Source organism: Flammeovirga sp. SubArs3 (assembly GCF_947387565.1).
GTDB lineage: Bacteria > Bacteroidota > Bacteroidia > Cytophagales > Flammeovirgaceae > Flammeovirga > Flammeovirga agarivorans.
In genome coordinates this window covers 239,796-265,421 of record NZ_CANDOA010000002.1, presented here as the reverse complement: position 1 = coordinate 265,421, position 25,626 = coordinate 239,796, and the positions used below count along the sequence as shown (strand labels likewise).

Below are 25,626 nucleotides of genomic sequence, written 5' to 3'. Positions count from 1 at the left end.
TTTAGTTTATCTATTTCTTCTTAATGGGACCCAAGAAATTGGTTGTCACTTCATCCAATACCTGATCTCCATTGATAATTCTTAATTTAATCTTGTTTTTCATACCATCAAGATCATTTGGGTTAATATCTATAAAGAAGGCTCCATCTAGCTTACCTCCTTGTTTTAGAATCATCTGCCCACCTGCGATAGTGATCTTTCCTTCAGGATCAATTAATTCTACTTTCAAGTCATTATAATCAAAACTTGATTTATTGATCACATTAATGGTATACAGGTTTCGAATGTCTCCATTCTCTGCTTTTTGGTAAAGCATACCTGGCGCTCGAAGCACAGTTGTTTCAATATCATTTCTAGCTACTAAAGCATACATTACCGCAACAACTAACACTAAAAGTACTGCTGTGTATGCTTTTATTCTAGTAGTAAACTTAAATGGTTGTCCTTTTTCAATGTCATTGGCAGAAGCAAAACGGATTAAGCCTCTTGGCTTATCAATTTTATCCATCACTTCATCACATGCATCAATACATGCAGTACAATTGACACATTCTAACTGAGTACCGTTTCTAATATCAATACCTGTTGGACAAACATGAACACATAGTTTACAATCAATACAATCTCCTTGTGGCTGTTCTTCTGTGATAGAAGCATTAACGTCTTCTAAAGTCATCTTACGAACTTCCTCTTTCTTTTCTTCCTGTTTAGGAATCTCCTGAGTATCTGGTGCTTTTATTTCAGGAAGTGGAGCTCTTTTTGGTTTTGCTCTTCCAACAATCTTTTTGGTTTCTGTTCTTTCTGCAGAACCGCAACCACCACATCCAGAAGGCGAAGCTGCTCTTTTCTTTTTCAGTTTTCCTCTTGGTTCACCTCTTACATGGTCATAAGAAATAACTATCGAATCTTTGTCTAAGAAAACTCCTTGCAATCGACCATAAGGACACACTTGGGTACAAGCTTGTTCTCTAAACCTTGCAAAGACAAAATAGAATACTGCAGCAAATCCAATATGTGCCAAGAATACAGGCCAATTTTCTTTTGGACGATGAGATACTATTTGTACCAACTCATCTCCTCCAATAATATAGCCCAATACCATGTTAGCAATCGCTAATGAGAAAATAATGAAGATGGTATGCTTCGATATCTTTTTAAGGTACTTCTCCTTTGTCCAAGGTCCCTTATCTAATTTTCTTTTCTGATTGGCATCCCCCTCAATCCAATATTCAATTCTACGGAAAACCATTTCCATAAATACCGTCTGAGGACAAGTCCATCCACACCAAACTCTTCCATATACTACAGTGAATAGTACAATAAAGATGATCAGTGATATCATGATTAATACAAACACAAAGAAATCCTGAGGTACAAATAGCTGTCCTAAAATGACAAATTTTCTCTCAAGGATATTCATCATAAAGAAAGGCTGCCCATCAATTTTAACAAATGGACCTACAAAAAATAATGCGATCAGAATGTATGCTACCCACTTACGAGCATTATAATACCTACCACTAGGCTTTTTAGGATATAGCCAAACTCTTTTTCCATGCTCATCTACAGTCGAAATACTGTCTCTAAATGAATCTGGGTCTTGTGAATGCAGGTCTTGTCTCATGATTAATGAAGGAATGAAATCAGATTTTCAGGTATTTCATCAATATATGATGATATATTAATATATAAATAAGGTGAAAAGGGTAACCTATCATATAGACTACCCTTATCACTATTTAATTGTTTTATTCAGCAGCTACTTTTTCACCTTGAGGAGCTTTTCCGTTTGGAGGATTTGTTCCTTGTAAGCTTAAAATATAGCTTGATACTTGTTGCATTTGTTGAGGTGTTAACTTCGATTCCCAAGCTAACATACCTTTTTCAGTTACACCGTATTTAATTGTTTTGAAGATACTTGCTATATCTCCACCATGTAACCAATACTCATCTGTAAGGTTTGGACCAACGCCACCTTCACCTGCTCCACCATGACATGCTTTACAGTTGGCTTGGAACAGCGTATTACCTTCAGCTAAGTCTCCTGCATCTGTCGATGCTTCGACATTTGTTTCATCAATAGCATTGGCCATTGTTGCAAGATATTCCTTCTTGGCAATCTCAGCTCTTTCTACATCTGCGTGATACTCCGCAATGGAAACTGGTTCACCATCGTCTTCTGCCCACCAGTGATAAACACCTAAGTAAACAAAACCACTTAGTACACAAATATAGAATAAGGCTTTCCACCAAGGTGGAAGATCGTTATCTAATTCTTGGATACCATCATAATTATGGTCCATTAAGATGTCTGCTTCCAAGGCCAATGGTTTTGCAGCGTTCATCTTCTGCCAGAAGAACTGCCACCAACCTGTTTCTCCTTCTTTTTCGAAAGCGATATCTTCCTCAGTTTTTGGTAACGTTTTAAGGCTTTGTCTTACTACAAACAACAACCCTAAAGCAACAATCATAATCGCTAGGAATAATAATCCTAAGATTGTTACTAATGCAAAAACTAATGCGTCAAAGTTATCTATGCCGTAGATTAGCTGTTCTCCTTCGGCAAAAGCAGAATGCCCTGTCAGGGCTAGTACAGCTAACGCTAATATTTTTTTATTTGCAGATTTCATGATTCAATTCATTTTTGAGAGTCAAAGCAAAACTGCTATTGATCTGTCTGGTTTTTTGTAACAACAACCGTATAAAACACCAATGCCAATACTAGGAAGATCAAAAAGAAAATGACGATTGCAAAACCTAGTAAAGTGATTGCCCACTCACTTGCATTCATTGATTGCAACATGCTCTCTGTTGATGACTGAGCAAATGTTGACGGTGCATTTAGCAGAATCATACCCAGCGTCATCACTAGGGTCATTAGGTGTCTCGAAAGTTTACTTAAATTCATTTGTGCTGTTATTATTTTCAGTATCATCGTCTAGATCTAAAGGCAAGCTGGATAATTCAGCAATAGATTCTTTTTTCATACGAAATGCGTACACACTCCAAGCAATGAAAAAAGTGAAAAAGATGATAAAACCAATCACTGGAAATATCTCGATATCTTCTATAGATCTAAGTACATCTTTATACATAACAATATTTTTAAAAGAGTGACTTCTACCAAAGCAGAAGTCACTACTTTATTATTATTTCAATGGAACTTCTGATGCTTTACTTGCATCAACACCTAAGCGTTGTAAGTAAGCAATCAAGGCTACGATTTCTTTATGTGGTGCAGATTCAGCACCATCTTTAGACAAGCTCTCTGTGATAGATTTTGCTTGTTTCTCTAAATCGGCTAATGCTTTGTCCTCATATCCTTCTTCGTAAGGAACACCTAAATTTCTCATCAAATTAATTTGAGCAGGAACATCGTCCACAGAAATTTCGTCTTCCAATAACCAAGGGTATGATGGCATAATTGAACCAGGAGACATTGAACCTGGATCCAACATATGGCTATAGTGCCACGAGTCTGGATATTTACCACCCACTCTTGCTAAGTCTGGACCAGTACGTTTAGAACCCCATTGGAATGGATGGTCATAAACAAATTCACCTGATTTAGAGTAGTCACCATAACGTTCAGTTTCTGAACGGAAAGGACGAATCATTTGAGAGTGACATAAGTAACAGCCTTCTCTAATATAAATATCACGACCTTTTAACTCTAAAGGAGTATATGGTTTTACTGTTGTAATTGTTGGAGTATTTGACTCTACAAAATAAGTAGGTAAGAATTCTACCAAACCACCAATTGAAATTGCAATTGTTGATAAAATGGTCATTTGGATCGGACGAGCCTCAATCCACTCATGCCATCTTTTTACTTTGTGAGAACCTTGTAATGCTGGAGCTGAAGCTTCTTCTTGTTCTAGTAAAGAACCTGATTTAGCTGTCATGTAGTAGTTATAAACTGCTACTAAAGCACCGATTACATATAATGCACCACCCAATGCTCTAAGCATATACATTGGTACAATCTGAGTTACTGTTTCAAGGAAGTTCGGGTACTTTAAGAATCCTTCTGGAGTAAAGTCTTTCCACATTAATGATTGTGTTAGACCTGCCCAATACATTGGTACTACATAGAATACAATACCTAATGTACCTAACCAGAAGTGAACGTTTGCCAACTTCAATGAGTGTAATTTTGTTCTGTACATTTTCGGGAACAACCAGTATAACATACCGAATGTTAAGAAACCGTTCCAACCTAATGCACCAACGTGAACGTGAGCAATTGTCCAGTCTGTATAGTGAGTAATTGCATTAACATTTTTGAAAGAAAGCATTGGACCTTCAAATGTTGCCATACCATATGCAGTAAGAGCAACCACCATAAACTTCAATACTGGCTCAGTACGAACTTTGTCCCAAACACCACGAAGTGTAAGTAAACCGTTCAACATACCACCCCAAGATGGAGCAATCAACATAACTGAGAATACTGTACCTAAAGATTGAGCCCAATCTGGTAATGCTGTATATAATAAGTGGTGAGGTCCTGCCCAGATATAGATAAAGATCAATGACCAGAAGTGAATGATCGAAAGTCTATACGAATAAACAGGTCTGTTTGCTGCTTTAGGTACGAAGTAGTACATCAAACCTAAATAAGGTGTGGTTAAGAAGAATGCTACGGCATTGTGACCGTACCACCACTGTACTAATGCATCTTGAACACCTGCAAAAACAGAATAAGAATTAAAGAATGATAATGGTAATGATAAACTGTTTACAATGTGAAGTACCGCTACTGTAACAAAAGTGGCAATATAGAACCAGATAGCTACATATAAGTGGCGCTCACGACGCTTGATCATTGTCATGATCATATTTAAACCAAAAACTACCCAAATGACTGCAATGGCAATATCAATTGGCCATTCTAACTCTGCATATTCTTTACCTTGAGTAAAACCTAAAGGTAATGTAATTAATGCGGCTAAAATGATTAATTGCCATCCCCAAAAATGTATCTTACCCAAAAGATCTGAGTACATTCTTGCTTTTAGCAATCTTGGTAATGAATAATAGATACCGGCAAACATACCATTACCAACAAAAGCGAAAATTACGGCGTTGGTGTGAAGTGGTCTAAGTCTACCGAACGTCAAAAACGACGTATCAAAATTGAAAATAGGGTTGGCAAGCTGTAAAGCTACTAATAGTCCCACGACCATACCGGCTACCCCCCAAAACATTGTCGCAATTGCAAAATTCTTTACAATTACGTTGTCGTACGAGAAATGCTCTAAATTAGCTTTCGTCGCTTCCGGTTTGTGTTGCTGTTCCTTGTCGATCATCTTCTTCGAATAATATTCGGATGCTTGGAGTGTACGTATCCTCGTACTGATTGGACTTCACCGACCAGATAAAAACTGCCAGAAATGTTAGTGCTACTATAAGACTAATTCCGATCAATACAACGATTGCACTCATAGATATTTAAAATAAAAGAGTTCCTTTAATATTACGCAAAGATAATTGTCAACTGTAAGGTCAGTGCATGACGGTTATCAACATAAAAAGCTGACTTTAGTCAATGTTTTGATATGTGTTTAAACATGAATGGATTAAATATATACACCTCAAACATGACTTATGTCATATTTGAATTATCTTTCCGTAATACATTAGTAATTTAAAAAATGAAATTGATTCAAAAGGTGACAAATAACAGGTATTCAAGTTTTTTTTCGCGGCGAATGATAAGATTATCAGGCGTTTTGCTTCTAATATTACTCTTACTAACTAATGTATCTACTAGTATATTCCCATTTTCTATATTTCTAGCATTAGGAACACCTATTTTACTACTTTTTCTTTTTGTTGTATGTCTTATTGAAATCACTCAACAACAAAAGGGATACTTTATTTTTATAGGTATCTATACAATAATTCTGTTATGGAAATCTGACATAACATGGAACATTTCTTCCACAAAAAATTTAGATCAATCGGTCAGTATCATGAGTTATAATGTATCTGTTTTTAATACTTATAAATATCTCAATCATGACTACAAAGAATCCAAGGAGTTAATTCAATGGTTAGAGAAAGATCAAACAGATATTTATTGTTTTCAAGAATATTATAATAGCGACTCTATCACCAAAAAAGAAAACTCACTCTTTCAAACAAATAAAAGGTTAGGGAAAGATAAAGGATATTATTCTTACACTCCCCCATTTTTAACGAACCATATCAAGGCAACTTTTGGACTTGGCATATTTTCAAAATATCCTATTATACATCAAGCAGCTATTCCTTTTAAAGAAATAGGTGGCTCAGAAACCAATGGAATAATTTATTGTGATATAAAAGTCGACTCTCAAAAAGTGATCCGGGTATTTAACTGTCATTTTCAATCAATCGTTCTTGATAATGGAGAAAACCAGTATACATCTATTTTAGATAAAGGAATAAAAACATTAAAAAAGATCTACTTAGGTACTTTATTAAGAGAACAACAATTCAATCTTTTATATCAGAACATACTCAATAGTCCGTATCCTGTGATCGTTTGTGGAGACTTTAATGAACCTCCTTCTGCTTACGGATATAGTTTAATTAATAAAAAGTTGACTAACTCATTTAATAACGCTGGACAAGGTTTAGGCTATACTTTAAGAGATTTACCCTTTAGAATTGATCAAGTTTTTCATTCCACATCACAATTGAAAAGTATTGATTTCAAAGTGTTTTCAGAAAATAAATTATCTGATCACTACCCTATAAGAACAAGAATCACCTATGAATAACATCTAAGAAACAGGATTTCACCTTATATTCGCGTATTCAATAGAATCATATAAATACAAAACATATAACAGCAATGAAGAAAACTACTCTATTAGTAGGTTTAGCTTTTGGTGCGTCCTTTTTTACAGGATGTGCAACTTCAGAACAACATGGAGAGAAACAAGAGGTAGCTTCTGTTCCAAAAGTAGATCATTTGGTAGACTACACTGATTTCACACTAACAGCAGATTTATCCAAGTTATCTTCTAACCAAAAGAAGATGATCAAGAAAATGATTCAGGTAAGTGAAATCATGGACAACATTTTCTGGAAACAAGCCTACGGTGACAAAAACTCATTTATTGAGTCATTAAAAACGCCAGAACTTAAAAGGTACGCTGAGGTCAACTACGGACCTTGGGATAGATTGCAAGACAACCGTCCTTTTGTTGATGGCGTAGGCACAAAACCAATTGGAGCCAATTTCTATCCAAAAGATATGACGAAGGAGGAGTTCTCTAAACTTCAAAATCAGGAGAAGTCAAGTTTATATACTGTTGTGATCAGAGATTCTAGAGGTGAACTAAAAGTAGTACCTTACTCAAAAGAGTATAAAGCAGAGCTTGACAAAGCATCTTCATTACTTTTAGAATGTGCTCAATTAGCAAAAGATCCAGGGCTAAAAAAATATCTTGAGTTAAGAGCAAAAGCGTTCTTATCTAACGATTATTTCCAATCTGATCTAGCTTGGATGGATATGAAAACCAACCCAATTGATTTTGTAGTGGGTCCTATCGAAAACTACGAAGATAAACTTTATGGCTATAAAACCTCTTTTGAAGGGTATGTATTGATAAAGGATATGGAATGGTCGAAGAAACTAGAAAAGTTTGCTTCTTTCTTACCAGAATTACAGAAAGGTCTTCCTGTAGAAAACAAATATAAAACAGAATTACCGGGTACAGATTCTCAACTGAATGCATACGATGTTGTGTATTATGCAGGAGATTGTAATGCAGGCTCAAAGACTATCGCTATCAACTTACCAAATGATGAGCGTGTACAAGAACAGAAAGGTTCTCGTCGTCTTCAGTTAAAAAATGCCATGAGAGCGAAGTATGAAAAAATACTTGTACCTATCTCAGAAGTTTTGATTGACCCATCTCAACGTCAACACATCACTTTTGATGCATTCTTTGCAAATACTATGTTCCATGAAGTTGCTCATGGTTTAGGTATCAAAGGTACTATCAACGGCAGAGGTACAGTTCGTAAAGCTTTAAAAGAACATGCTTCAGCATTAGAAGAAGGTAAAGCTGATATTTTAGGCCTGTATATGGTTTCTCAATTACATAAGAAAGGGGAGATCGATGGTAAAATGGAAGATTATTATACTACTTTCTTAGCAGGTATTTTCCGTTCAGTTCGTTTCGGTGCAGCTTCCGCTCATGGTGTAGCAAATATGATTCGTTTCAATTTCTTTAAAGAACATGGTGCTTTCCAATATAACGAGGCTTCAGGTTACTACATGGTAAACTATGAGAAGATGGAAGAAGCGATGAACGCCCTTTCAGCAAAAATCCTTACACTACAAGGAAATGGTGATTACCAAGGGGTCGCTGAGTTAGTACAATCTCATGGTAAAATCACTTACGATTTACAAAAAGACCTAGATAGAATTGACGATGCTAACATTCCTACAGATGTGATCTTTAACCAAGGTGTTGAAGTTTTAGGATTGTAAAGTAAATTACTTATCATCATTTTGACTGAAGTAGTATTTTCTTTAAATCAAACGATGAAATCATAAAAAACGGGGTTAATGACACTATTAACGCCGTTTTTTTATTCCTCATAATGAATCGGTTACTACTAATCGTTTATTTTTTTCATAGTATTATTTGGATTAAAATCAGAATCCCGTTAATATTGCAACGTCTTAATGACACACGGGCATAGCTCAGCTGGTAGAGTTACGGTCTCCAAAACCGCAGGTCGTGGGTTCGAATCCTACTGCCCGTGCTAACCGCAAAATCTTTCGAGGTTTTGCGGTTTTTTTATATCAAAAAATTAAATTGGTATTCGTTCTAATTAATCCACTTATCCTATGAGATATTTCGCAGAAATCGCCTACTTAGGTTCCAATTACCACGGATGGCAAGTTCAACCAAATGCCAAAACAGTTCAAGGTGATTTAGACTTTGTACTAAGCAAATTGTTGCGAACAGAAATCAATACTATTGGAAGTGGTAGAACAGATACAGGCGTACACTGTGCCCAACAATACGCTCAATTTGATATTGACGAGGATTTAAATGGCAAAAACTTCCTACATAGAGCCAACTCATTCCTAAACAATGACATTGCCATAAAAAGCCTATGGGAAGTAAAAAAAGATGCTCATGCTCGTTTTGATGCTGTCAAAAGAAGCTATAGATACGATATCGTTTTGGAAAAATCGCCTTTTAAACAAGGACTGATTTGGCAGTATTTCAGACAACCCGATTTTGATAAACTTCAAGAAGCTGCAAAGGTATTATTAGAATTTGAAGACTTTACTGCTTTTTCAAAAATGCATGCAGATGTAAATACGCACATTTGTGATATTATGTCTTCATCATGGACAAAAGAAGGGAATAATTTATCGTTTCATATCACAGCCAACCGCTTCCTTAGAGGCATGATACGTATCATTGTTGGAAATATGATGGAAGTAGGAATGGGTAGAATGTCGATCGACTATATGCGTGAAACATTAGCCTTAAAAGACCGTAAGAGAGCTGCCAAATATTTAGCTCCTGGGCAAGGGTTATTCTTATCAGAAGTTATTTATCCTGAGGATACATTTATTAGAGAAATCTATGACTAAGCTATCCCATTTCTAAAATGATTGACTTGGGTATAAAACCTTGCTTTCTATAAAATTCAACAACCGTTTCATTTTCGATACCCACCGCTAATTTTCGGACTTTTACATTTTTATAATTGAACCAACTCATGGCCTCATGCATTAATTGTGTACCAAGTCCCTCTCCTCTATACTCTTCTTCTACATAAAGTGATTCTACTTCACCAACACTAGGGTCTAACCTGTGTACACTAGCAATCAAATACCCTAAGAGCTGTAGTTCTGTCTTTACAGTTAAAACGATTAGATCACAAGCTTTATCCTTTAGCTTGTTCTTTCGTCTTACCCAATCAGAATCTGAGGGTTCAATATGTATTTGGTGTCTTAGAAAATGATGATGTGCATATAATTTCTTCCAAAGAAAATCTACTTCATCTATGGTCGTTATATCATTTAATCGAATTGTATATTGGTTAATTGTGGTCATATCAAGAGATATTATTAGTTTCTTAGCCGCTTTATAAAAGAATAAAGCCTCTTATCTCAAATTTAATTGATATAAGAGGCTTTTTCTATGTTCTAGATAACCTAAAGTATATAACCTAGATTACTTTCTGTACATTACCTTTTTCACTGCATCTACAGTACGCTCAACATTTGGTAAGATCTCTTCGATCAATGTTGGTGCATATGGAAGTGGAACATCTTTAGAAGCCACTCTTACTACTGGAGAATCTAAGTGATCAAATGCGTGAAGTTGGATGTGGTGAGAAATTTCTGATGAAATTGACGCTAATGGCCAAGCTTCTTCTACCACTACTAAACGGTTTGTTTTCTTCACTGATTTAAGGATTGCTTCATAATCGATTGGTCTTACAGTACGTAAGTCGATTACTTCAACAGAGATACCTTCTTTTTCTAACTGCTCAGCTGCTTTTGTGATTACGTGAACCATTTTACCAAAAGAAACTAAAGTTACGTCAGTACCTTCCTGAATGACGTTAGCAACACCTAGAGGAATGATATACTCGCTCTCAGGTACCTCACCTTTGTCAGCATACATCAATTCAGATTCCATAAAGATAACTGGATCGTTATCTCTAATAGAAGCCTTTAAAAGACCTTTTGCATCATAAGGATTAGATGGTACAACAACTTTAAGACCTGGAGTGTTTGCATACCAGTTTTCAAAGTTTTGTGAGTGCTGAGCACCTAATTGACCCGCATTACCAGTTGGTCCACGGAATACCATTGGAGCTGAATACTGACCACCAGACATAGACAAGATTTTTGCCGCACTGTTGATAATTTGGTCAATAGCTACCAATGAGAAGTTAAATGTCATGAACTCTACGATCGGACGAATACCATTCATTGCAGCACCTACGCCGATACCAGCGAAACCAAGCTCTGCAATTGGAGTATCGATTACACGGTCTGGACCAAATTCGTCCAACATACCTTGAGTAACTTTATATGCTCCATTGTACTCTGCAACTTCCTCACCCATGATAAATACGTCTTTATCACGGCGCATCTCTTCTTGCATTGCCTCTCTAAGAGCCTCTCTGAATTGAATTTCTCTCATTACTTATTAAAAGTTCTGCTAATTATATCAGTATTTTCGTTTTCGGATGCCAAGATAATAAGTTTTCCCCTATTTTTTAATAGTTAAGGGTAAAGGATTCGAGGAAAAAAGAACATTCGTCATTAAAAATTGATAATTGACGATAGATAATTATAAAATCTTCATCGGAAGCCTACTTTTCAATAAAAAGAAAGCATTTTTGGCTCCAATATTCTAAACGATCTAAAAATACAATAGAGATAAAATAAAAAAGGACTTACCTCCGAAGAAGTAAGTCCTTTTTGTTAGGATTGTATGTTTACAAACTACTTAGTAGCAGCTTGGAAATCTGCATTTTCCCATAAAGCGAAGAACTCAAGATCTTGAGCCGCTTTAGTTTTCAAGTCGCCAGCAGCTTTGATTTCTTTGATTGCTTCGTCTGCTTTAGATTGTCTTGCAGCAACGATAGCTAAACCATAGTGTGCCCACGCGTTGTCTTGAGCAGAGATAGACTCACCGAATGCTGAAGAAGCTTGAGAGAAATCAGAAGCACCTGATTTTTCAGCTTTCAACAAGTAAGCTAAACCTTTGTCATAAACAACAGTAGCGTCGTCACCTGCAGATGATAAGTACTGGATAGCACCATCGTAATCACCTTCAGATAAAGCAACATAACCTTTTACAGCGTTTGCTGTAGCAGCTACTGATGGGTTGCTGGAGTTTGCTTTAGCGATATCCGCTTGAGCACCAGCAACGTCACCTTTTGTTAATTTAGCACCAGCTAAGTTAGCGTAAGCTTCTGGCATGTTGTTAGACTTAGCAGCAGTCTCGAAGTGAGGAATTGCTTTGTCAATTAATGCAGCAGCGTCACCACCAGCTTTAGCTTGAGCGAAATAAGTTGCACCTAAGTTGTTATGAGCGATTGGAGAATCGTCTTTTCTGATTGCAGCTTCGTAGATTTTAACTTTAGCGTCTAAATCAGTAGCGAAGTGAGCAGCGTATAATAACTCAGGAGTAGTTAACGAATCTAATGCCATTTGACCATCAGCGATGCTAGCAGCACGAGATTTGATAACTTCTGGATCTAGCTTGTCTTTGATCTGTAAGATCTCAGAGTTAGCATTACGTAATGGTGGGTATACGTAACGGAATAACTTCTTGTAAGAAGCTAAAGATTGTAACTTTAATTGCTTAGAAACGAAATCACCTGAACCGTTAACTACAGACATGATTTCATCTTTCTCAGCATCAGTAAACTTGTCTGAATCTTTCAAGATAGCCTTGAAAGCAGACCAATTTTCTACTACTGGCTTAGTTACGAATTGAGGAGCTTGATCTTCCTCAACTTTATATTTTTTCATCAAAGACTGGTAGTATGACTCAACAGCCTCTGGACGCTTATTAGCTAATTTTGTGTTCGCCTCAGTTGAACCTTCAGGAGAGTGAGAACCTGTAATAGTTACAGTTCTTGTAGGGTTGTTAGCAGAAACATACTCTGTTAACACTTTACCTTGATCACCTCTCTTCTCAGAAGAACGTAATACTGATGAACCTTGAGTGAAGTAGAACTCAACATTAGTTGGGATATACTCCTCTGAATCATTGTAACCATGGTCAGCATAGTTAGCAATAAATACAGGTTGGTAATTTTTAGCCGTTGTGATAACACCTTGACCTAAACCGTTTGGCATAGCAGCAAAAGCACCGTCATTAGATTCTTTTACTTTTTGGTTTTTCACTTTAGTAGCACGACCTAAGTACTCTAACTGACCTCTTTCGAACTTATCTTCGTAAGCAAACGCCATACGCTCGCTTAATGCAGGAGTTGCCTCTGGAGCATCAGCATAATCATCCCCGTTGAAAGATACAACACCAACTTCAATTGGCTCAGCATCGTTAGGGTTGTATTGTACAACAACGTCGTAAGTGTAACCTTTCTTTAATAACTTAGGAGGAAGTTTAGTCTCAATATCAAAGACTACAGAATCACCGTGTAATTCTAACGGCGATGGGTTGATTGTCATTCCTTGCTCTTCAGCCATTTGATTCACGTCTACGTTTGAGCAGTTCGTGAAGAATAATGTGCCTGCTGCAAGTACAGTAGACAAAGCACTAGTGTATTTGTTCATAATCGTCATCCAAATTTTTCTATTTCTAGATTTCGCAATTTACCTGTCAATTAGGCAAATTACATATTCACAGTACAAATCTTAACTTTTTTTAGAATTTATATCTACTAAAAGCAAGTAAACAAAAGTAAATTTAGCATTTTAGGGATATTTACTTTCATTAATCGAAGATAATCAATTTTGAAAGTATGTTCTATATCTGTAAATTTTTATTTTCATATGATTAACATAATTAAAGACTATGAAACCAAAATTGATACAGAGGTTCATCGAAAAGAAAGCGTTTGGTGTGTGCAATCACATTGGAAATAAATTACATATCTCCACAAACAGTATACGTTTGTACTTTGTTTACGCATCACTTTTCACTTTCGGATCTCCCATAATTCTTTACTTTTCCTTACATTTTTTTATCAACATCAGAAAATACATACGTCAGTCTTCTAATGTTAGAGAGAAGCTATTTTAAGTTCCTCAACTCATGTAGTTGAGAGAATTTATGTCTTCCTTTTAAAAAGTATTCCGAAACCAATAAACGTTTATATACCTCGTTAAAGTTCACACTCTTTATAGGAACTTTGCCTCTCTGTCGTATTAAATAGCGAAAAGCGAGGTAGAAATCCCTATGTGCCTTTAAAACAGCGAACAAATTAGCTGTTTCTCCTTTAAATAAAAATCTTAATCCTGCTATTCCATCTAAAACCATTCGGAAAAAGATAACTGGGAATAACTTTGAAGTGGGTAAGTTTTTGAAGAGTAAGAATAAACCATTTCTAAAGTTCAAGTATGTTTTCTTGGGGTTATCTCTACTTAACGTTCCTCCCCCAACATGATATACTTCACTATTCCCAACGGTTTTTATTGAATACCCAGAAGATTTCAGTCTCCAACACAAATCTATCTCTTCCATATGTGCAAAGAAACGTTCATCCAAACCACCAAACTCTTTGTATAGATCTGCCCTTACAAATAAACAGGCTCCCGTTGCCCAAAAAATCTCTCTTGTGTCATCATATTGACCTAAATCTTCTTCGAGCGTATCCATGATTCTACCTCTGCAAAAAGGGTATCCCATGTAATCCATAAATCCCCCAGCTGCTCCTGCATGTTCAAAGTATTTCTTATCAGAATACAGTTTTATTTTTGGTTGACATGCTGCAATGGATTCATCAGATTCCATCAAAGAAAGTAAGGGAGTGAGCCATTGAGAAGGAACCTCAATGTCTGAGTTGAGTAATACAAAATACTTTGCATCAATTTGAAACAACGCTCTGTTATATCCTCCTGTAAAACCATAATTTTTATCTAAAACAATGGTTTCAATTGTTGGGTGAGTTGCTTCTAACCATGATACAGAGTCGTCGGTAGATGCATTGTCTGCTACAATAATTCTTGCTCCTTGGCTACTATCAATAACTGATTGTAAAAATTTCTCTAAAAAGTGTTTACCGTTGTAGTTTAGTATAACGATCGCTACTTGTTCGTAGGGTAGCATATATATTGATTTTTGAAGTAAGAAGTAGTAAACAAGGAGTAGAATTAACACTCCTTGTTCTCTGGTTAGCCCATATTTCCAAAGTTCATCCCTGGAATATTCGGCATCATACCTTTAGTTGATTTCATTAAATGTTCCTGTCCTTTTTGATCTGCTTCAGCAATTGCTTTATTCACAGCTGCAATCACTAAATCTTGAAGCATTTCTCTATCTTCTTCTTTGCATAATAATGGATCAATTTCAAGGCTAATTACTTGTTTTTTTCCATTAGCAACACAGCGTACCATACCTCCACCGGCATCAGACTCTGCTCTAACATTTACTAATTCTTCTTGTGCTTCTTTTAATTTTTCTTGGACTTGCTTTAACTGTCCAAACATATTACTGAAATCCATTTTGATTATTTTTATTGATGTGGTTAAACACAAACAGCAAAGCACAATAATAGTGTTTTGCTGTTTGTTTATTAAATATCTTAAAGTGATAGACTAAGCCACTCTCAAGTTCTTAGCGTGTGAAGAACTTTCAAATTTTAGCTGAGCATATTCTCTATCCACTGTAAATTTCTCTACTTTCTCATCACTAGAAGGAATCTCATACATTGCATCCAACATAATCGCTTCCATGATAGAACGTAAACCTCTTGCTCCAAGATCATACTCTAAAGCTTTTTCTACAATGTAATCAAGTGCTCCATCAGCGAAGTCAAGCTCGATATTTTCCATCATAAATAGCTTTTTGTACTGCTTAGTTAATGCATTTTTAGGTTCCGTAAGAATGTTACGAAGTGCATCTTTATCCAATGGCTTCAAATAAGTCACCAATGGTAAACGACCAATAAGTTCTGGAATAATACCAAAACGTTTTAGGTCTTGCGCAGTAACAAACTCTAGTAATTCTTCTTTATCCAATTCTGGTAGATCATTTTCTTTACCAGCAAAACCAATTGGACGTGTATTTAAACGAGAAGCAATCATATCTGCGATTCCTGCGAATGCACCACCACAGATAAACAAAATATTTTCTGTATTGACAGAAATAAGCTTTTGTTCTGGATGCTTTCTACCTCCTTGAGGTGGAACGTTAACGATAGATCCTTCTAATAATTTTAATAATGCCTGCTGAACACCCTCACCACTTACATCTCTTGTAATTGATGGGTTATCAGATTTACGAGCAATTTTATCTATTTCGTCAATATAGACGATACCTCGTTCTGCTTGCTCTACATTGTAATCTGCAGCTTGTAGTAAACGTGTTAAAATTGTTTCAACATCTTCACCCACATAACCTGCTTCAGTAATTACAGTTGCATCTGCAATACAGAAAGGAACTTGTAATGCCTTTGCTAAAGTTTTAGCCAATAACGTTTTACCCGTACCTGTATTACCTGTCATGATAATATTTGATTTTTCAATCACAACATCATCATTATCTACTTGTTGGTTTAAACGCTTGTAGTGGTTATACACTGCTACAGATAATACGCGTTTTGCTTTATCTTGACCAATAATATATTCATCAAGATGCTTTTTCATTTCTGCAGGTGTTTTCAGATCAAAGCTTGATGCTTCAGCATCTTTCTTGCGAGGCTTTCTTTCCTCCATCAAGATCTGATGAACTTGCTCAATACAGTTATTACATATTTGGGCGTTCTGACCAGAAACCATTAATTCCACCGTATCTTTTGGTGCGCCACAAAACGAACAGAAATTACCTTTCATTTATCTCTCCTTGCCTATTTTTCTTCTTAAAGTTGGAAGAAAATTCTTCTCTTCTCTGATCGCCTCACAATGAGACAATTCCAATATATAGTTGAAAGTGCAAGTTACGTATTTAATTACACTTTTATACAATGTATAAGAGGGAAATGTACAATCATTTCCCTCCCTAACCTTATCATTTACACTATTTTAAGATAAATTACTGTTACATAACTCCAAAATAGTGAGAATTATTAGCCTTGGTTATTACGAGCAAGTACTTCGTCCACTAAACCATACTCTTTAGCTTCCTGTGCACGCATCCAGTAATCACGATCAGAATCTTGCCATACTTTGTCGTATGGTTGACCTGTGTGTGTTGAAAGAATTTCGTAAAGTTCTTTCTTTAATTTCTGGATCTCTCTTGCTGTAATTTCGATATCAGAAGCCTGACCTTGAGCACCACCTAATGGTTGGTGAATCATAATTCTTGAGTGAGGAAGTGCTGCTCTTTTACCTGCTGCGCCACCTGCTAACAATACCGCACCCATAGATGCAGCCAAGCCTGTACAAATTGTAGCCACGTCAGGACGTACATACTGCATTGTATCATACATACCTAGACCAGCATATACTGAACCACCCGGGCTATTGATATACATTAAAATGTCTTTCTTCGCATCTAATGACTCCAAGAATAACAACTGAGCAACTACAATATTTGCTACTTGATCATCCACCTGAGTACCCATAAAAATAATACGGTCGGCAATTAATCTAGAAAACACATCGATTTGTCTAAAGTTACGATCTCTTTCTTCGATGACGTAAGGTGTTGTATTTTCGATGCTACTGATAAATGCATCAGTGTGCAAGCTTGAAATTCCTTGATCTTTCAAGGCAAACTTCTTGAATTCTTCTTTAAAGTTCATATGTAATGATTTTTTTGAGTTTCTGCTTATCAGTACTAGATCCTGTTTATCTTTTCAGTTAAGGGACAAATGGGATTGTTCATCTAGTTCTCTATACAAATATAAAAGAATACGCTTACGAGAAAAGAACTTTTTTACCTTGAATACGTTTTTTTTTGCTTAAAATCTTAGGAATTCGAGAATTATCTACCGAACGCTTTTCCAACTTTGATAGATAGGCTCACAAATATAATTTTGGGATTTCCGTTTCTTTCGATGAAATAAAAAGCATCATTAAAATGATTGACCAATGCTGGTAAGTTTTTGTCTGTAAGTACTGTAGAAAAGTTTTTCGCAAAATTATGTGCCTCTTCATCTAGACGAACTACGTTGTCTGCCTCATTCTTGATTAACATGGCTTCTCTCAATAGAGTTAAGCCAAATTTGAAGAAACTTTTTTGACCTTCTTTGCCAAGTTTATTAAACTCCTCCGACCATTTGGTGATAATCTCAGTGTAATTACTCTTAAAACATGCTCTCATCCACGATTTAAACAGATCCTCGCTCTGGTCAGGAACATCAGCAGCAATACGTAAGGCTTCTCTAATGTTACCATCAGACAGGAAGGCTACCCTTTTGGCTTTTTCCTCCTCAATTCCTTGCTGTGTCAAAAAAGCTAATGCATCTTGATCAGAAGGTGAGGGTACATATATTTTTTGTGTGCGGGACAAAATCGTTACAATTAGTTTTTCTGGATCATTGGTTACCATAAAAAACAACGTTTTTGCTGGCGGTTCTTCTAAGATTTTTAGAACTGCATTGGCTGCTGGGGCTTGCATTAGTTCTGGCATCCATACTAATACTATCTTAAAACCATTTTGATGTGCTTTAACGGATAAGGCTTTTACAATCTGACGACTTTCTTGTCTTGTAATAAGTGCTTGCTTATTCTCCCCGCCTATATAGTCTACCCAATCAGCTACATTTTTATATAGTCCATTCTCTTCCTTTAAAAAGGTTCTCCATTCTGGAAGAAACTTTTCAGAAGTTGCATCCTCTCTTTTTGTTACTTTTTTAGTAAGTACTGTAGGAACAACGAAATGTAAATCTGGGTACATTAATTTCTCTGCATTTCGACAAGATCTACATTCTCCACAAGCATCTTCATCTGAGGGATTTTCACAGTTTAAATAAGTCGCATAAGCCAGAGCCAATGCAAGCTGAACACCGCCTTCTTTTCCAATAAAAAGTTGTGCATGTGCCACCTTATTTTGCTGAGCGGCATGGATTAAAATCTTTTTTACGTCTGAAGCTCCAGGTACTTGTGCGAAAAGCATGAAATTATGTTTAGTTGAATCTTCAGCAAAGATTCTATGTTTCCACCTTTAATACAAATTCTGTAATAAATAACTAAGAGATTTTTAAAAAGATAGATGATGCTTAAACAACATTTAGAAAACAAGAAGCTGTTTTTACTAATTCATCTTTAAAAATATACAAGTGAATTGATAGGAAAAGATGGATCCTCAAAAAATGGGCATAAAAAAAAAGATCTCATGTTATAGCAATGAGATCTTTATGGGTAAAATCATTTCATATCATACTAAAAAAGCTTTGAATATTTTATTCGTGTACTAAGTGGTACACATTATCAGTATCGTTAGGGTTATATCCTGCCTTTACATGATGCTTATAAGACGTACATCCTATTAAAGAAACTGTAAAACCAATCAATAACAATATCTTTATATATTTCATGGTAGTAAAAGTTAATCGTGTGTTGTTTCTAAGGAGCGTGACTTCCTTATAATGTAAACTTAACAATTATTTACAACTTTATCAAAAGTTATCCAATATAAGTGAATATCATTCCTTTATAAAATCACATTTTACTTCAATCTGCTTATCTTTGTGCCGATTTAAAATATTTCAATTGATACAATTTTTATGCGTATAGATATAATTTCTTGTGTTCCTAAATTATTAGACAGTCCATTTTCTCACTCTATTTTACAAAGAGCAAATGACAGATCATTGTCTGAGGTTCACGTTCATGATCTAAGAGAATATTCCATCAATAAGCATGGACATATTGATGATTACGCATACGGACATGGTGCCGGCATGGTACTTATGGCTGAACCAATTTTTAATATTATCAATGATCTAAAAAAAGAAAGAGAGTATCAGGAAGTTATATATATGACTCCTGATGGCGAAGTTTTCAATCAACAAATTGCCAACCATCTTTCTATTTCTTGTGAAAATATCATTATCCTTTGTGGACATTATAAAGGTATCGACCAGAGAATACGTGATGAAATTGTTACGAGAGAAATCAGTATCGGTGATTATGTTTTATCAGGTGGCGAACTTGCTGCTGCAGTAGTTGCTGATGCAATTATCCGTTTACTTCCTGGGGTATTAGGTGATGAAACTTCAGCATTAACGGATTCTTTCCAAGATGGTCTTTTGGCTCCACCGGTGTATACAAGACCTGCAGACTGGAAAGGAAAGAAAGTCCCTGATATTCTATTATCAGGTCATGAATCTAAGATTGATGAATGGAGATTAGAGCAATCTATGGAAAGAACTCAGGAAAGACGCCCCGATCTTTGGCAAAAATATTTAGAGTCACACCCAGAGGAGACCTCAAAAAAGAAAAAAGGAAAAAAGAAATAGTATAAACAACAAGAGCGATTACCACTAGGATAATCGCTCTTTTTATTTGAATCAATGTTGCAGTAGCTCTCTCGAACTATATACTTCATTCTTTGATGAGAGATCTTATTAAATCTTATATGTCCATCCTTTAGTATCCTCAATTTCTCCTTTTTGGATACCTTGGAATTTCGCTTTCAACTCTGTCGAGAATGTATAATCTGCTGGTAGTTCATAATCGACACCATCATTGGCAATTTTTGCAAATGGAGCAATTGTTACGGCTGTACCAATACCAAATGCACCTCTCATTTTACCATTTTTGATAGACTCGATCACTTCATCCACAGAGATATGACGTTCTTCTACTTTATGTCCCATGTCCTCAATCAGTTCGATAACTGTTAAACGAGTAATAGAACGTAGAATTGTATCTTCTACTGGAATTGTTGGTGCTGTTACAAATGTACCATCAATATCAAACATGACGTTCATTGTACCAGATTCCTCAATGTACTTGTGTTCTTTTGCATCAGTCCAAAGTAACTGATCGTAACCTTGTTGTGCAGCTAATTTTGCAGGAAGTAAAGAAGCAGCATAGTTACCTGCCACTTTAGCGAAACCTGTTCCTCCTGGAGCTGTTCTACTAAATTCTTTTTCTACCTTAACATTTAAAGCTTTCGAATAGTACGCACCTGCTGGTGCAGTAATGATAGCAAAAGTATATGTTTCCGAAGGGCGCATTCCTAGGAACTCGTCTGTAGCAAACATAAATGGACGGATATACAGTGAACTATCAGGAGTACTTGGTACCCAATCTTTATCGATTTCTAATAGTTTGTGTAGACCTGCCATGACGATTTCTTCAGGAATACTTGGCATACAAATACGTTCTGCCGATACATTTAGTCTTTTGGCGTTTTCTTGCGGACGAAATACTAGCACTTCCTCTGGGTTCTGAACATTTCTGAATGCTTTTAATCCCTCAAAAATTGATTGCCCGTAATGCAATGAAGAAGTTGCAGGAGATAAACTAAATGAATTGTAAGGTACAATTCTTAGATCCTGCCATTTCCCATCGCGATAGTCAGCCACAAACATGTGGTCAGACATTGTTTTACCAAATGTGATATTATTGAAATCAACCTCATTTATGCGAGATTGTTGAGCCTTTTCTACTCTGATATCTAAAGCCAAATCTTTCATATTAATCCACTAACTTTTTTTGCGATGTGAAACGTGTCATAAATATAGATACATTTGTACTATTGTGAGGAATATTTTCAAAAATAGTGTAACTCTAAACTACTTTTTTTGATATTTGGTAAGAAATTCAAACTGAATATGAACGAAAACCTAATATATATAAGTCTTTGTCTACTTTTTTCGGCATTCTTTTCAGCAACCGAAATTGCCTTCGTATCTGCTAACAGATTACACATCGAAGTACAAAGACAAAAGAATTCAATGGTAAGCCGACTGATCAATAAATTCTTTGAACATAAGTCGACTTTTATTACCACTATTCTAATTGGTAACACTTCTGCACTAGTAATGTATGGTGTATTTGTATCCAATGTTTTAGATCCAATTCTTCAGGCTTTTTATCTACAAAATGTACCTGCTTTGGATCCGAACTCTTTGGAAGTCGCCGTCCTATTAACGCAAACTGTTATTTCTACCGTTGTGGTATTAATCACCGCTGAGTTTTTACCTAAAAGCTTAACCATGATTAATCCGGATACGTTCCTGAATATCGCTTCTCCACCAATGAATGTGATCTATTCTTTAATGTACCCTATCACTTGGACAGTAGAAAAGCTATCACAATTTACTATTCGTTATTTAATGGGAATTAAAGACGAAGAGGAAGAAACTACTTTTAACCTTACTGACCTCGGACAATATATTAATGACATAGATGTCGCTTCTCAGGATGACGATGATAATGAAAGAGATATTATTGATAAAAAATACTTAGAAAACGCTTTAGAGTTTAAAGAGGTCAGAGCTAGAGATGTAATGATCCCTAGAAAAGAAATTGTTGCTTTGGATATTGAAGAAGATATCGATGCATTGACCAAACTTTTTATTGAAAGCGGTCATTCAAAAATACCTATATATAAAGAAGACCTAGACGATATCGTTGGATATTGCCATGCAAGACAACTTTTCAAAAAGCCTAAAGAGATTCAGGATATTCTTCATGTCATGCCTTCAAGGCCTGAAACCGCTGCAGCTGATGAGATCATGACTTTTATGATGGAAGAGAAAAAAAGTATGGTATGTATCATTGATGAATATGGTGGAACTGCCGGTATTGTTACATTAGAAGATATTACCGAAGAGATTGTAGGTGAAATTGAAGATGAACATGACGAGGAAGATTTACCTTTCTTTGAGGAAGAAGATAATATTTTCCTTTTAACTGCCCGACATGAGATTGATTGGTTGAATGAAAAGAAGGGTTGGAACTTAGAAGAAGGCGAGTACGATACTTTAGGAGGATTTATTTTATACCATCATAGAAACATCCCAGTGGTAGATGATATTATTGAAATTGATGACCTCATTTTCACAATTGTCACCATGGATGGAGCTAGAATTGATATGGTCAGATTAGAGTTCTCAACAGAGAATGAAGAAGATGAAGATGAGAATGAAGCTCTTGACCATTAAAATAATCAGACATTTATTAGGTTAATCAATGTTAAAATACCTATATTAGTAATACAAAAAAATTAGACCCCTCTGTGCAAGCTCTCTCAAATTTCACAGAAGGGTCTCTTTTTATTTGGATGATTTGGACGATTATAATGCTGCTATAGCTGCTTCATAATTTGGTTCATCTACAGTTTCTTTCACCTGCTCAGTATAAACTACTTTACCTTCTTCATCAATCACAACAACAGATCTTGAACACAAGCCTTTCAATGGGCCAGTAATTACTTTTAATCCATAGCTATCTTCAAAAGAAGTATCTCTGAAAGCAGAACCTGTAATTACATCCTCAATACCTTCAGCACCACAGAAACGTCCGAAAGCAAATGGTAAATCTTTAGATACACATACTACAACAGTATTATCTAAAGAAGATGCTTTTGAATTGAACGTTCTTGTAGACATAGCACAAGTACCTGTATCTACACTTGGGAAGATATTTAAAATGACTTTTTTTCCTTTTAAATCTGAAAGACTAACTTCAGATAAATCTGCTTTAACAAGAGTAAAATCAGGAGCCTGAGTACCTACTGCTGGTAACTCTCCTACCGTTTGAATCGGGTTTCCTTTTAATGTAATTTCTGCCATTTGAATTAGTAGAATTTTTTGAGAATAGTTTATATTCGATGCTTCTTTAATAAAGACATCAATCTTTTGATCAATCATTATTAAATCACACTATAAGCAAGTTAATATAACATTACCATAAATGAATACTACTCAACAAGAAATCGTTAATAAAACAGCGCAGTTTATAGAAGATAAATTCCAAGGAGAAGGTACTGGCCATGATTGGCACCACATATATAGAGTTTGGAAATCAGCTGAAAATATCGCGAAAACAGAAGATTGTGACCCATATATTGTCTCTCTTGCAGCATTATTACATGATATCGCTGATCATAAGTTTTATGATGGTGATTTACTAGAAGGTAGTAGACAAGCGACCCAACTACTAACTGATTTAGGAGCAGATGAAGATACTATTTCTAAGGTAGCTGACATTGTTAAAAGAGTATCATTTAAAGGAGCTAAAGTAAAAGACGAAATGCCTTCGATTGAAGGTAAGGTAGTTCAAGATGCAGATCGATTAGATGCCATTGGTGCCATCGGTATTGCTAGAGCATTTGCTTATGGCGGCAGCAAACACCGCTTACTTTATGATCCAGAAGAAAATTATGAAATGCATGATACTTTTGATGCTTATCATAAAAACGAGTCATCGACAATTGCACATTTCTATGAGAAGTTACTTTTGTTAAAAGACAGGATGCATACTAATACTGCAAAACGGGTCGCTGAACAGCGTCATCGCGTGATGGAAGACTTCTTACAACAGTTTTATGGTGAATGGGAAGGAAAGAAATAGAAGATCTTAAAAATCAATAAGATTAGTTTTTTACCAAGGAGATTTTATAAGGTTATTTTTTCTAATTATACTGGAAATTAGAAAAAATAATCATTTATCACTTTTCTGTAATAGAGATAATTTTCTTTACATAAAAGTTAATTTCCTTACATCAAAATAGCACTATTTTAACATAAACCTGCAGTATTTTGATATAATATTAACAAATACACTAGTCTGATCGACTATATTTTTGAAAATATAATCTGTAATCGTAAATTAAATTCGATAAACTAATGTTACACTTTTTTTACGGTATCAGACCACAATATTTTTTGATGTTATAACTAGGCTCTTTGCAAAGTATCATTCCAATTACATTCTCCTTTTTAGGTTTATCTTAAAAATCGACTTTTAAGTATTTCCAAAGTATACTGACTATATACTTAGGCATTTAAGCGACGTATTTACAAAAAATGTGGTAAAAAAGGAAGTTGGAGATTCAGCATCAAAATTGACTAACTTTCCCTATTACAAAGCAATGTAGCCTATGATTCTTCATAGGCTATTTTTATTGCTTTTTTTCTAGACTCTACTTTTTAGTAGCTGTAATAGACATAGACTCTCCACTTTTCTTCACTACAGTTTTTTCATTTTCAATAAATGTAATGGTGCTTTTATCTTTTGCCTGAGCCTTTAAAGTATCAGTTGCATTCACCCAAGCATTTGCAGAATTGTTCGTTTCAATATCAATTACTTTCCCTATTATTGGTTCAAAAGCTTCTCCTAATGGATTAATACCATTGTATTGAGATTTGTCTTTTAAAGATATATACTGTTTATCTGCAGTGCCTTCCATAGTTACTAATGATTGATCTTTCTGATCAATATATAAGTTAACAATATCAAGGTCTCTTAATGACAATTCCGTTTTATCCTTCATCTCCACATTTAAAACATGGCCTTCCATAATATAATCTGAATACATAATTCCATTGTCTTTAAGTACCAGATTCAATTTTCCTTTATAAAAAACAAAAGGTTTTGTGAACTCAATTTCTCCAGATCCTTCTACAACAATAGAATCTAACTCGCCACTACCAAGATTGGCTACAACAATATCTTCACTACCTGAATTATCAAGAATTAATATCCCGTCTTCCACTGAATGATTAATTGTAAATAAGCTATCATCGCCCTCAACAAAAAACTTTTGTTGTTCGGAGTATGCTAACCTTAATTTTACATTGTCTTTTACTATCACTTTACTGAAGTAAGGAATTGGGGATGTATTATAGGTACCTTTATCTCTGCATGATACCAATGCAAAAAATGAGAATAGTAGAATTAAAAAATTTTTCATGAATCGTAATCTTATATCGTTAAACATTCACTAATACGTAAATACTTAGGTAGTTAGATGATCTATTTAACGAATATTACAACTTTCAAAATCTTATTATCTCTCTGAATTTCAACAAAATAAAAAAGCC

24 protein-coding genes and 1 tRNA gene are annotated in these 25,626 nt (G+C 35.3%); 7 read left to right on the top strand and 18 right to left on the bottom strand.

Annotated elements, in window-relative coordinates; translation table 11 throughout:
• Positions 1-10: 10 nt before the first annotated feature.
• The 6 genes from QL232_RS05630 to ccoS form a co-directional block, all read right to left on the bottom strand.
• On the bottom strand, positions 11-1,624 hold the full coding sequence (locus QL232_RS05630; protein ID WP_281613391.1) for a 4Fe-4S dicluster domain-containing protein: 1,614 nt from the start codon (positions 1,622-1,624) through the stop codon (positions 11-13).
• A gap of 124 nt (positions 1,625-1,748) precedes the next feature.
• On the bottom strand, positions 1,749-2,630 hold the full coding sequence (locus QL232_RS05625) for a cbb3-type cytochrome c oxidase N-terminal domain-containing protein (RefSeq protein ID WP_168880472.1): 882 nt from the start codon (positions 2,628-2,630) through the stop codon (positions 1,749-1,751).
• 35 nt (positions 2,631-2,665) lie between these two features.
• Complete coding sequence (locus QL232_RS05620) at positions 2,666-2,854, bottom strand: hypothetical protein (protein ID WP_281613390.1); 189 nt, start codon at positions 2,852-2,854, stop codon at positions 2,666-2,668.
• A 40-nt stretch (positions 2,855-2,894) separates the two neighbouring features.
• Positions 2,895-3,095: a hypothetical protein gene (locus QL232_RS05615; RefSeq protein WP_168880470.1), complete on the bottom strand. Its 201-nt coding sequence runs from the start codon at positions 3,093-3,095 to the stop codon at positions 2,895-2,897.
• 54 nt (positions 3,096-3,149) lie between these two features.
• Complete coding sequence (gene ccoN / locus QL232_RS05610) at positions 3,150-5,312, bottom strand: cytochrome-c oxidase, cbb3-type subunit I (protein WP_281613389.1); 2,163 nt, start codon at positions 5,310-5,312, stop codon at positions 3,150-3,152.
• Positions 5,266-5,448, bottom strand: coding sequence for a cbb3-type cytochrome oxidase assembly protein CcoS (ccoS, locus tag QL232_RS05605; RefSeq protein WP_168880468.1), 183 nt, complete (start codon positions 5,446-5,448; stop codon positions 5,266-5,268). Before ccoS ends, ccoN begins: the two co-directional genes overlap by 47 nt.
• Positions 5,449-5,978: 530 nt before the next feature.
• On the opposite strand from ccoS, the gene QL232_RS05600 reads away from it, so the two are divergent.
• From QL232_RS05600 to truA, 4 genes are all read left to right on the top strand, one after another.
• Complete coding sequence (locus QL232_RS05600) at positions 5,979-6,770, top strand: endonuclease/exonuclease/phosphatase family protein (RefSeq protein WP_281613388.1); 792 nt, start codon at positions 5,979-5,981, stop codon at positions 6,768-6,770.
• Between the two features lie 74 nt (positions 6,771-6,844).
• Entirely contained in the window at positions 6,845-8,494 is a 1,650-nt protein-coding gene (locus tag QL232_RS05595; RefSeq protein ID WP_281613387.1) for a Zn-dependent hydrolase, read from the top strand.
• Positions 8,495-8,699: 205 nt separating this feature from the next.
• Positions 8,700-8,772 (top strand) — tRNA-Trp (locus tag QL232_RS05590).
• Between the two features lie 85 nt (positions 8,773-8,857).
• Positions 8,858-9,619: a tRNA pseudouridine(38-40) synthase TruA gene (gene truA / locus QL232_RS05585; protein ID WP_281613386.1), complete on the top strand. Its 762-nt coding sequence runs from the start codon at positions 8,858-8,860 to the stop codon at positions 9,617-9,619.
• 1 nt (position 9,620) lies between these two features.
• On the opposite strand, the gene QL232_RS05580 is transcribed toward truA, so the two are convergent.
• The 9 genes from QL232_RS05580 to QL232_RS05540 form a co-directional block, all read right to left on the bottom strand.
• On the bottom strand, positions 9,621-10,085 hold the full coding sequence (locus QL232_RS05580; RefSeq protein ID WP_281613385.1) for a GNAT family N-acetyltransferase: 465 nt from the start codon (positions 10,083-10,085) through the stop codon (positions 9,621-9,623).
• 120 nt (positions 10,086-10,205) lie between these two features.
• A complete protein-coding gene (locus QL232_RS05575; protein WP_168880463.1) occupies positions 10,206-11,186 on the bottom strand; it encodes a pyruvate dehydrogenase complex E1 component subunit beta in 981 nt (326 codons plus the stop codon).
• Between the two features lie 305 nt (positions 11,187-11,491).
• Positions 11,492-13,294, bottom strand: coding sequence for a tetratricopeptide repeat protein (locus QL232_RS05570; RefSeq protein WP_168880462.1), 1,803 nt, complete (start codon positions 13,292-13,294; stop codon positions 11,492-11,494).
• 460 nt (positions 13,295-13,754) lie between these two features.
• Positions 13,755-14,789, bottom strand: coding sequence for a glycosyltransferase family 2 protein (locus QL232_RS05565; RefSeq protein ID WP_281613384.1), 1,035 nt, complete (start codon positions 14,787-14,789; stop codon positions 13,755-13,757).
• 65 nt (positions 14,790-14,854) lie between these two features.
• The gene (locus QL232_RS05560) at positions 14,855-15,184 is read right to left on the bottom strand and encodes a YbaB/EbfC family nucleoid-associated protein (RefSeq protein ID WP_168880459.1); all 330 of its coding nucleotides are present in this window, start codon (positions 15,182-15,184) and stop codon (positions 14,855-14,857) included.
• Positions 15,185-15,277: 93 nt separating this feature from the next.
• Complete coding sequence (gene clpX, locus QL232_RS05555; protein WP_168880458.1) at positions 15,278-16,513, bottom strand: ATP-dependent Clp protease ATP-binding subunit ClpX; 1,236 nt, start codon at positions 16,511-16,513, stop codon at positions 15,278-15,280.
• Between the two features lie 233 nt (positions 16,514-16,746).
• Entirely contained in the window at positions 16,747-17,424 is a 678-nt protein-coding gene (locus QL232_RS05550) for an ATP-dependent Clp protease proteolytic subunit (RefSeq protein WP_168880457.1), read from the bottom strand.
• A 182-nt stretch (positions 17,425-17,606) separates the two neighbouring features.
• Positions 17,607-18,740, bottom strand: a complete 1,134-nt coding sequence (locus QL232_RS05545; RefSeq protein ID WP_281613383.1) for a DNA polymerase III subunit delta — start codon at positions 18,738-18,740, stop codon at positions 17,607-17,609.
• A 286-nt stretch (positions 18,741-19,026) separates the two neighbouring features.
• Positions 19,027-19,161 carry a hypothetical protein gene (locus tag QL232_RS05540; protein ID WP_262889511.1) on the bottom strand — a complete coding sequence of 45 codons (135 nt, stop codon included), beginning with the start codon at positions 19,159-19,161 and terminating at the stop codon, positions 19,027-19,029.
• A gap of 189 nt (positions 19,162-19,350) precedes the next feature.
• Between QL232_RS05540 and trmD the strand changes: the two genes are divergently transcribed.
• Positions 19,351-20,085: a tRNA (guanosine(37)-N1)-methyltransferase TrmD gene (gene trmD, locus QL232_RS05535; RefSeq protein ID WP_281613382.1), complete on the top strand. Its 735-nt coding sequence runs from the start codon at positions 19,351-19,353 to the stop codon at positions 20,083-20,085.
• Positions 20,086-20,193: 108 nt separating this feature from the next.
• Here the strand turns inward: trmD and QL232_RS05530 are convergent, their stop codons facing one another.
• The gene (locus tag QL232_RS05530; protein WP_281613381.1) at positions 20,194-21,270 is read right to left on the bottom strand and encodes a branched-chain amino acid aminotransferase; all 1,077 of its coding nucleotides are present in this window, start codon (positions 21,268-21,270) and stop codon (positions 20,194-20,196) included.
• Positions 21,271-21,408: 138 nt separating this feature from the next.
• On the opposite strand from QL232_RS05530, the gene QL232_RS05525 reads away from it, so the two are divergent.
• On the top strand, positions 21,409-22,743 hold the full coding sequence (locus QL232_RS05525) for a hemolysin family protein (protein WP_281613380.1): 1,335 nt from the start codon (positions 21,409-21,411) through the stop codon (positions 22,741-22,743).
• Positions 22,744-22,875: 132 nt separating this feature from the next.
• On the opposite strand, the gene tpx is transcribed toward QL232_RS05525, so the two are convergent.
• Positions 22,876-23,451, bottom strand: coding sequence for a thiol peroxidase (gene tpx, locus QL232_RS05520; RefSeq protein WP_281613379.1), 576 nt, complete (start codon positions 23,449-23,451; stop codon positions 22,876-22,878).
• A 43-nt stretch (positions 23,452-23,494) separates the two neighbouring features.
• Here tpx and QL232_RS05515 point away from each other — a divergent pair, with 43 nt between their 5' ends.
• Positions 23,495-24,154 (top strand): HD domain-containing protein, encoded by a 660-nt coding sequence (locus tag QL232_RS05515; RefSeq protein ID WP_281613378.1) that lies wholly within the window; start codon positions 23,495-23,497, stop codon positions 24,152-24,154.
• Between the two features lie 571 nt (positions 24,155-24,725).
• Here QL232_RS05515 and QL232_RS05510 read toward each other — a convergent pair.
• Positions 24,726-25,496, bottom strand: a complete 771-nt coding sequence (locus tag QL232_RS05510) for a DUF2807 domain-containing protein (protein WP_281613377.1) — start codon at positions 25,494-25,496, stop codon at positions 24,726-24,728.
• Positions 25,497-25,626 lie beyond the last annotated feature (130 nt).

Coding starts and splice junctions, on each gene's coding strand:
- QL232_RS05630 (WP_281613391.1), bottom strand. CDS start 1,624: ATGAGACAAGACCTGCATTCACAAGACCCAGATTCATTTAGAGACAGT.
- QL232_RS05625 (WP_168880472.1), bottom strand. CDS start 2,630: ATGAAATCTGCAAATAAAAAAATATTAGCGTTAGCTGTACTAGCCCTG.
- QL232_RS05620 (WP_281613390.1), bottom strand. CDS start 2,854: ATGATTCTGCTAAATGCACCGTCAACATTTGCTCAGTCATCAACAGAG.
- QL232_RS05615 (WP_168880470.1), bottom strand. CDS start 3,095: ATGTATAAAGATGTACTTAGATCTATAGAAGATATCGAGATATTTCCA.
- ccoN (WP_281613389.1), bottom strand. CDS start 5,312: ATGATCGACAAGGAACAGCAACACAAACCGGAAGCGACGAAAGCTAAT.
- ccoS (WP_168880468.1), bottom strand. CDS start 5,448: ATGAGTGCAATCGTTGTATTGATCGGAATTAGTCTTATAGTAGCACTA.
- QL232_RS05600 (WP_281613388.1), top strand. CDS start 5,979: ATGAGTTATAATGTATCTGTTTTTAATACTTATAAATATCTCAATCAT.
- QL232_RS05595 (WP_281613387.1), top strand. CDS start 6,845: ATGAAGAAAACTACTCTATTAGTAGGTTTAGCTTTTGGTGCGTCCTTT.
- truA (WP_281613386.1), top strand. CDS start 8,858: ATGAGATATTTCGCAGAAATCGCCTACTTAGGTTCCAATTACCACGGA.
- QL232_RS05580 (WP_281613385.1), bottom strand. CDS start 10,085: ATGACCACAATTAACCAATATACAATTCGATTAAATGATATAACGACC.
- QL232_RS05575 (WP_168880463.1), bottom strand. CDS start 11,186: ATGAGAGAAATTCAATTCAGAGAGGCTCTTAGAGAGGCAATGCAAGAA.
- QL232_RS05570 (WP_168880462.1), bottom strand. CDS start 13,294: ATGAACAAATACACTAGTGCTTTGTCTACTGTACTTGCAGCAGGCACA.
- QL232_RS05565 (WP_281613384.1), bottom strand. CDS start 14,789: ATGCTACCCTACGAACAAGTAGCGATCGTTATACTAAACTACAACGGT.
- QL232_RS05560 (WP_168880459.1), bottom strand. CDS start 15,184: ATGGATTTCAGTAATATGTTTGGACAGTTAAAGCAAGTCCAAGAAAAA.
- clpX (WP_168880458.1), bottom strand. CDS start 16,513: ATGAAAGGTAATTTCTGTTCGTTTTGTGGCGCACCAAAAGATACGGTG.
- QL232_RS05550 (WP_168880457.1), bottom strand. CDS start 17,424: ATGAACTTTAAAGAAGAATTCAAGAAGTTTGCCTTGAAAGATCAAGGA.
- QL232_RS05545 (WP_281613383.1), bottom strand. CDS start 18,740: ATGCTTTTCGCACAAGTACCTGGAGCTTCAGACGTAAAAAAGATTTTA.
- QL232_RS05540 (WP_262889511.1), bottom strand. CDS start 19,161: ATGAAATATATAAAGATATTGTTATTGATTGGTTTTACAGTTTCTTTA.
- trmD (WP_281613382.1), top strand. CDS start 19,351: ATGCGTATAGATATAATTTCTTGTGTTCCTAAATTATTAGACAGTCCA.
- QL232_RS05530 (WP_281613381.1), bottom strand. CDS start 21,270: ATGAAAGATTTGGCTTTAGATATCAGAGTAGAAAAGGCTCAACAATCT.
- QL232_RS05525 (WP_281613380.1), top strand. CDS start 21,409: ATGAACGAAAACCTAATATATATAAGTCTTTGTCTACTTTTTTCGGCA.
- tpx (WP_281613379.1), bottom strand. CDS start 23,451: ATGATTGATCAAAAGATTGATGTCTTTATTAAAGAAGCATCGAATATA.
- QL232_RS05515 (WP_281613378.1), top strand. CDS start 23,495: ATGAATACTACTCAACAAGAAATCGTTAATAAAACAGCGCAGTTTATA.
- QL232_RS05510 (WP_281613377.1), bottom strand. CDS start 25,496: ATGAAAAATTTTTTAATTCTACTATTCTCATTTTTTGCATTGGTATCA.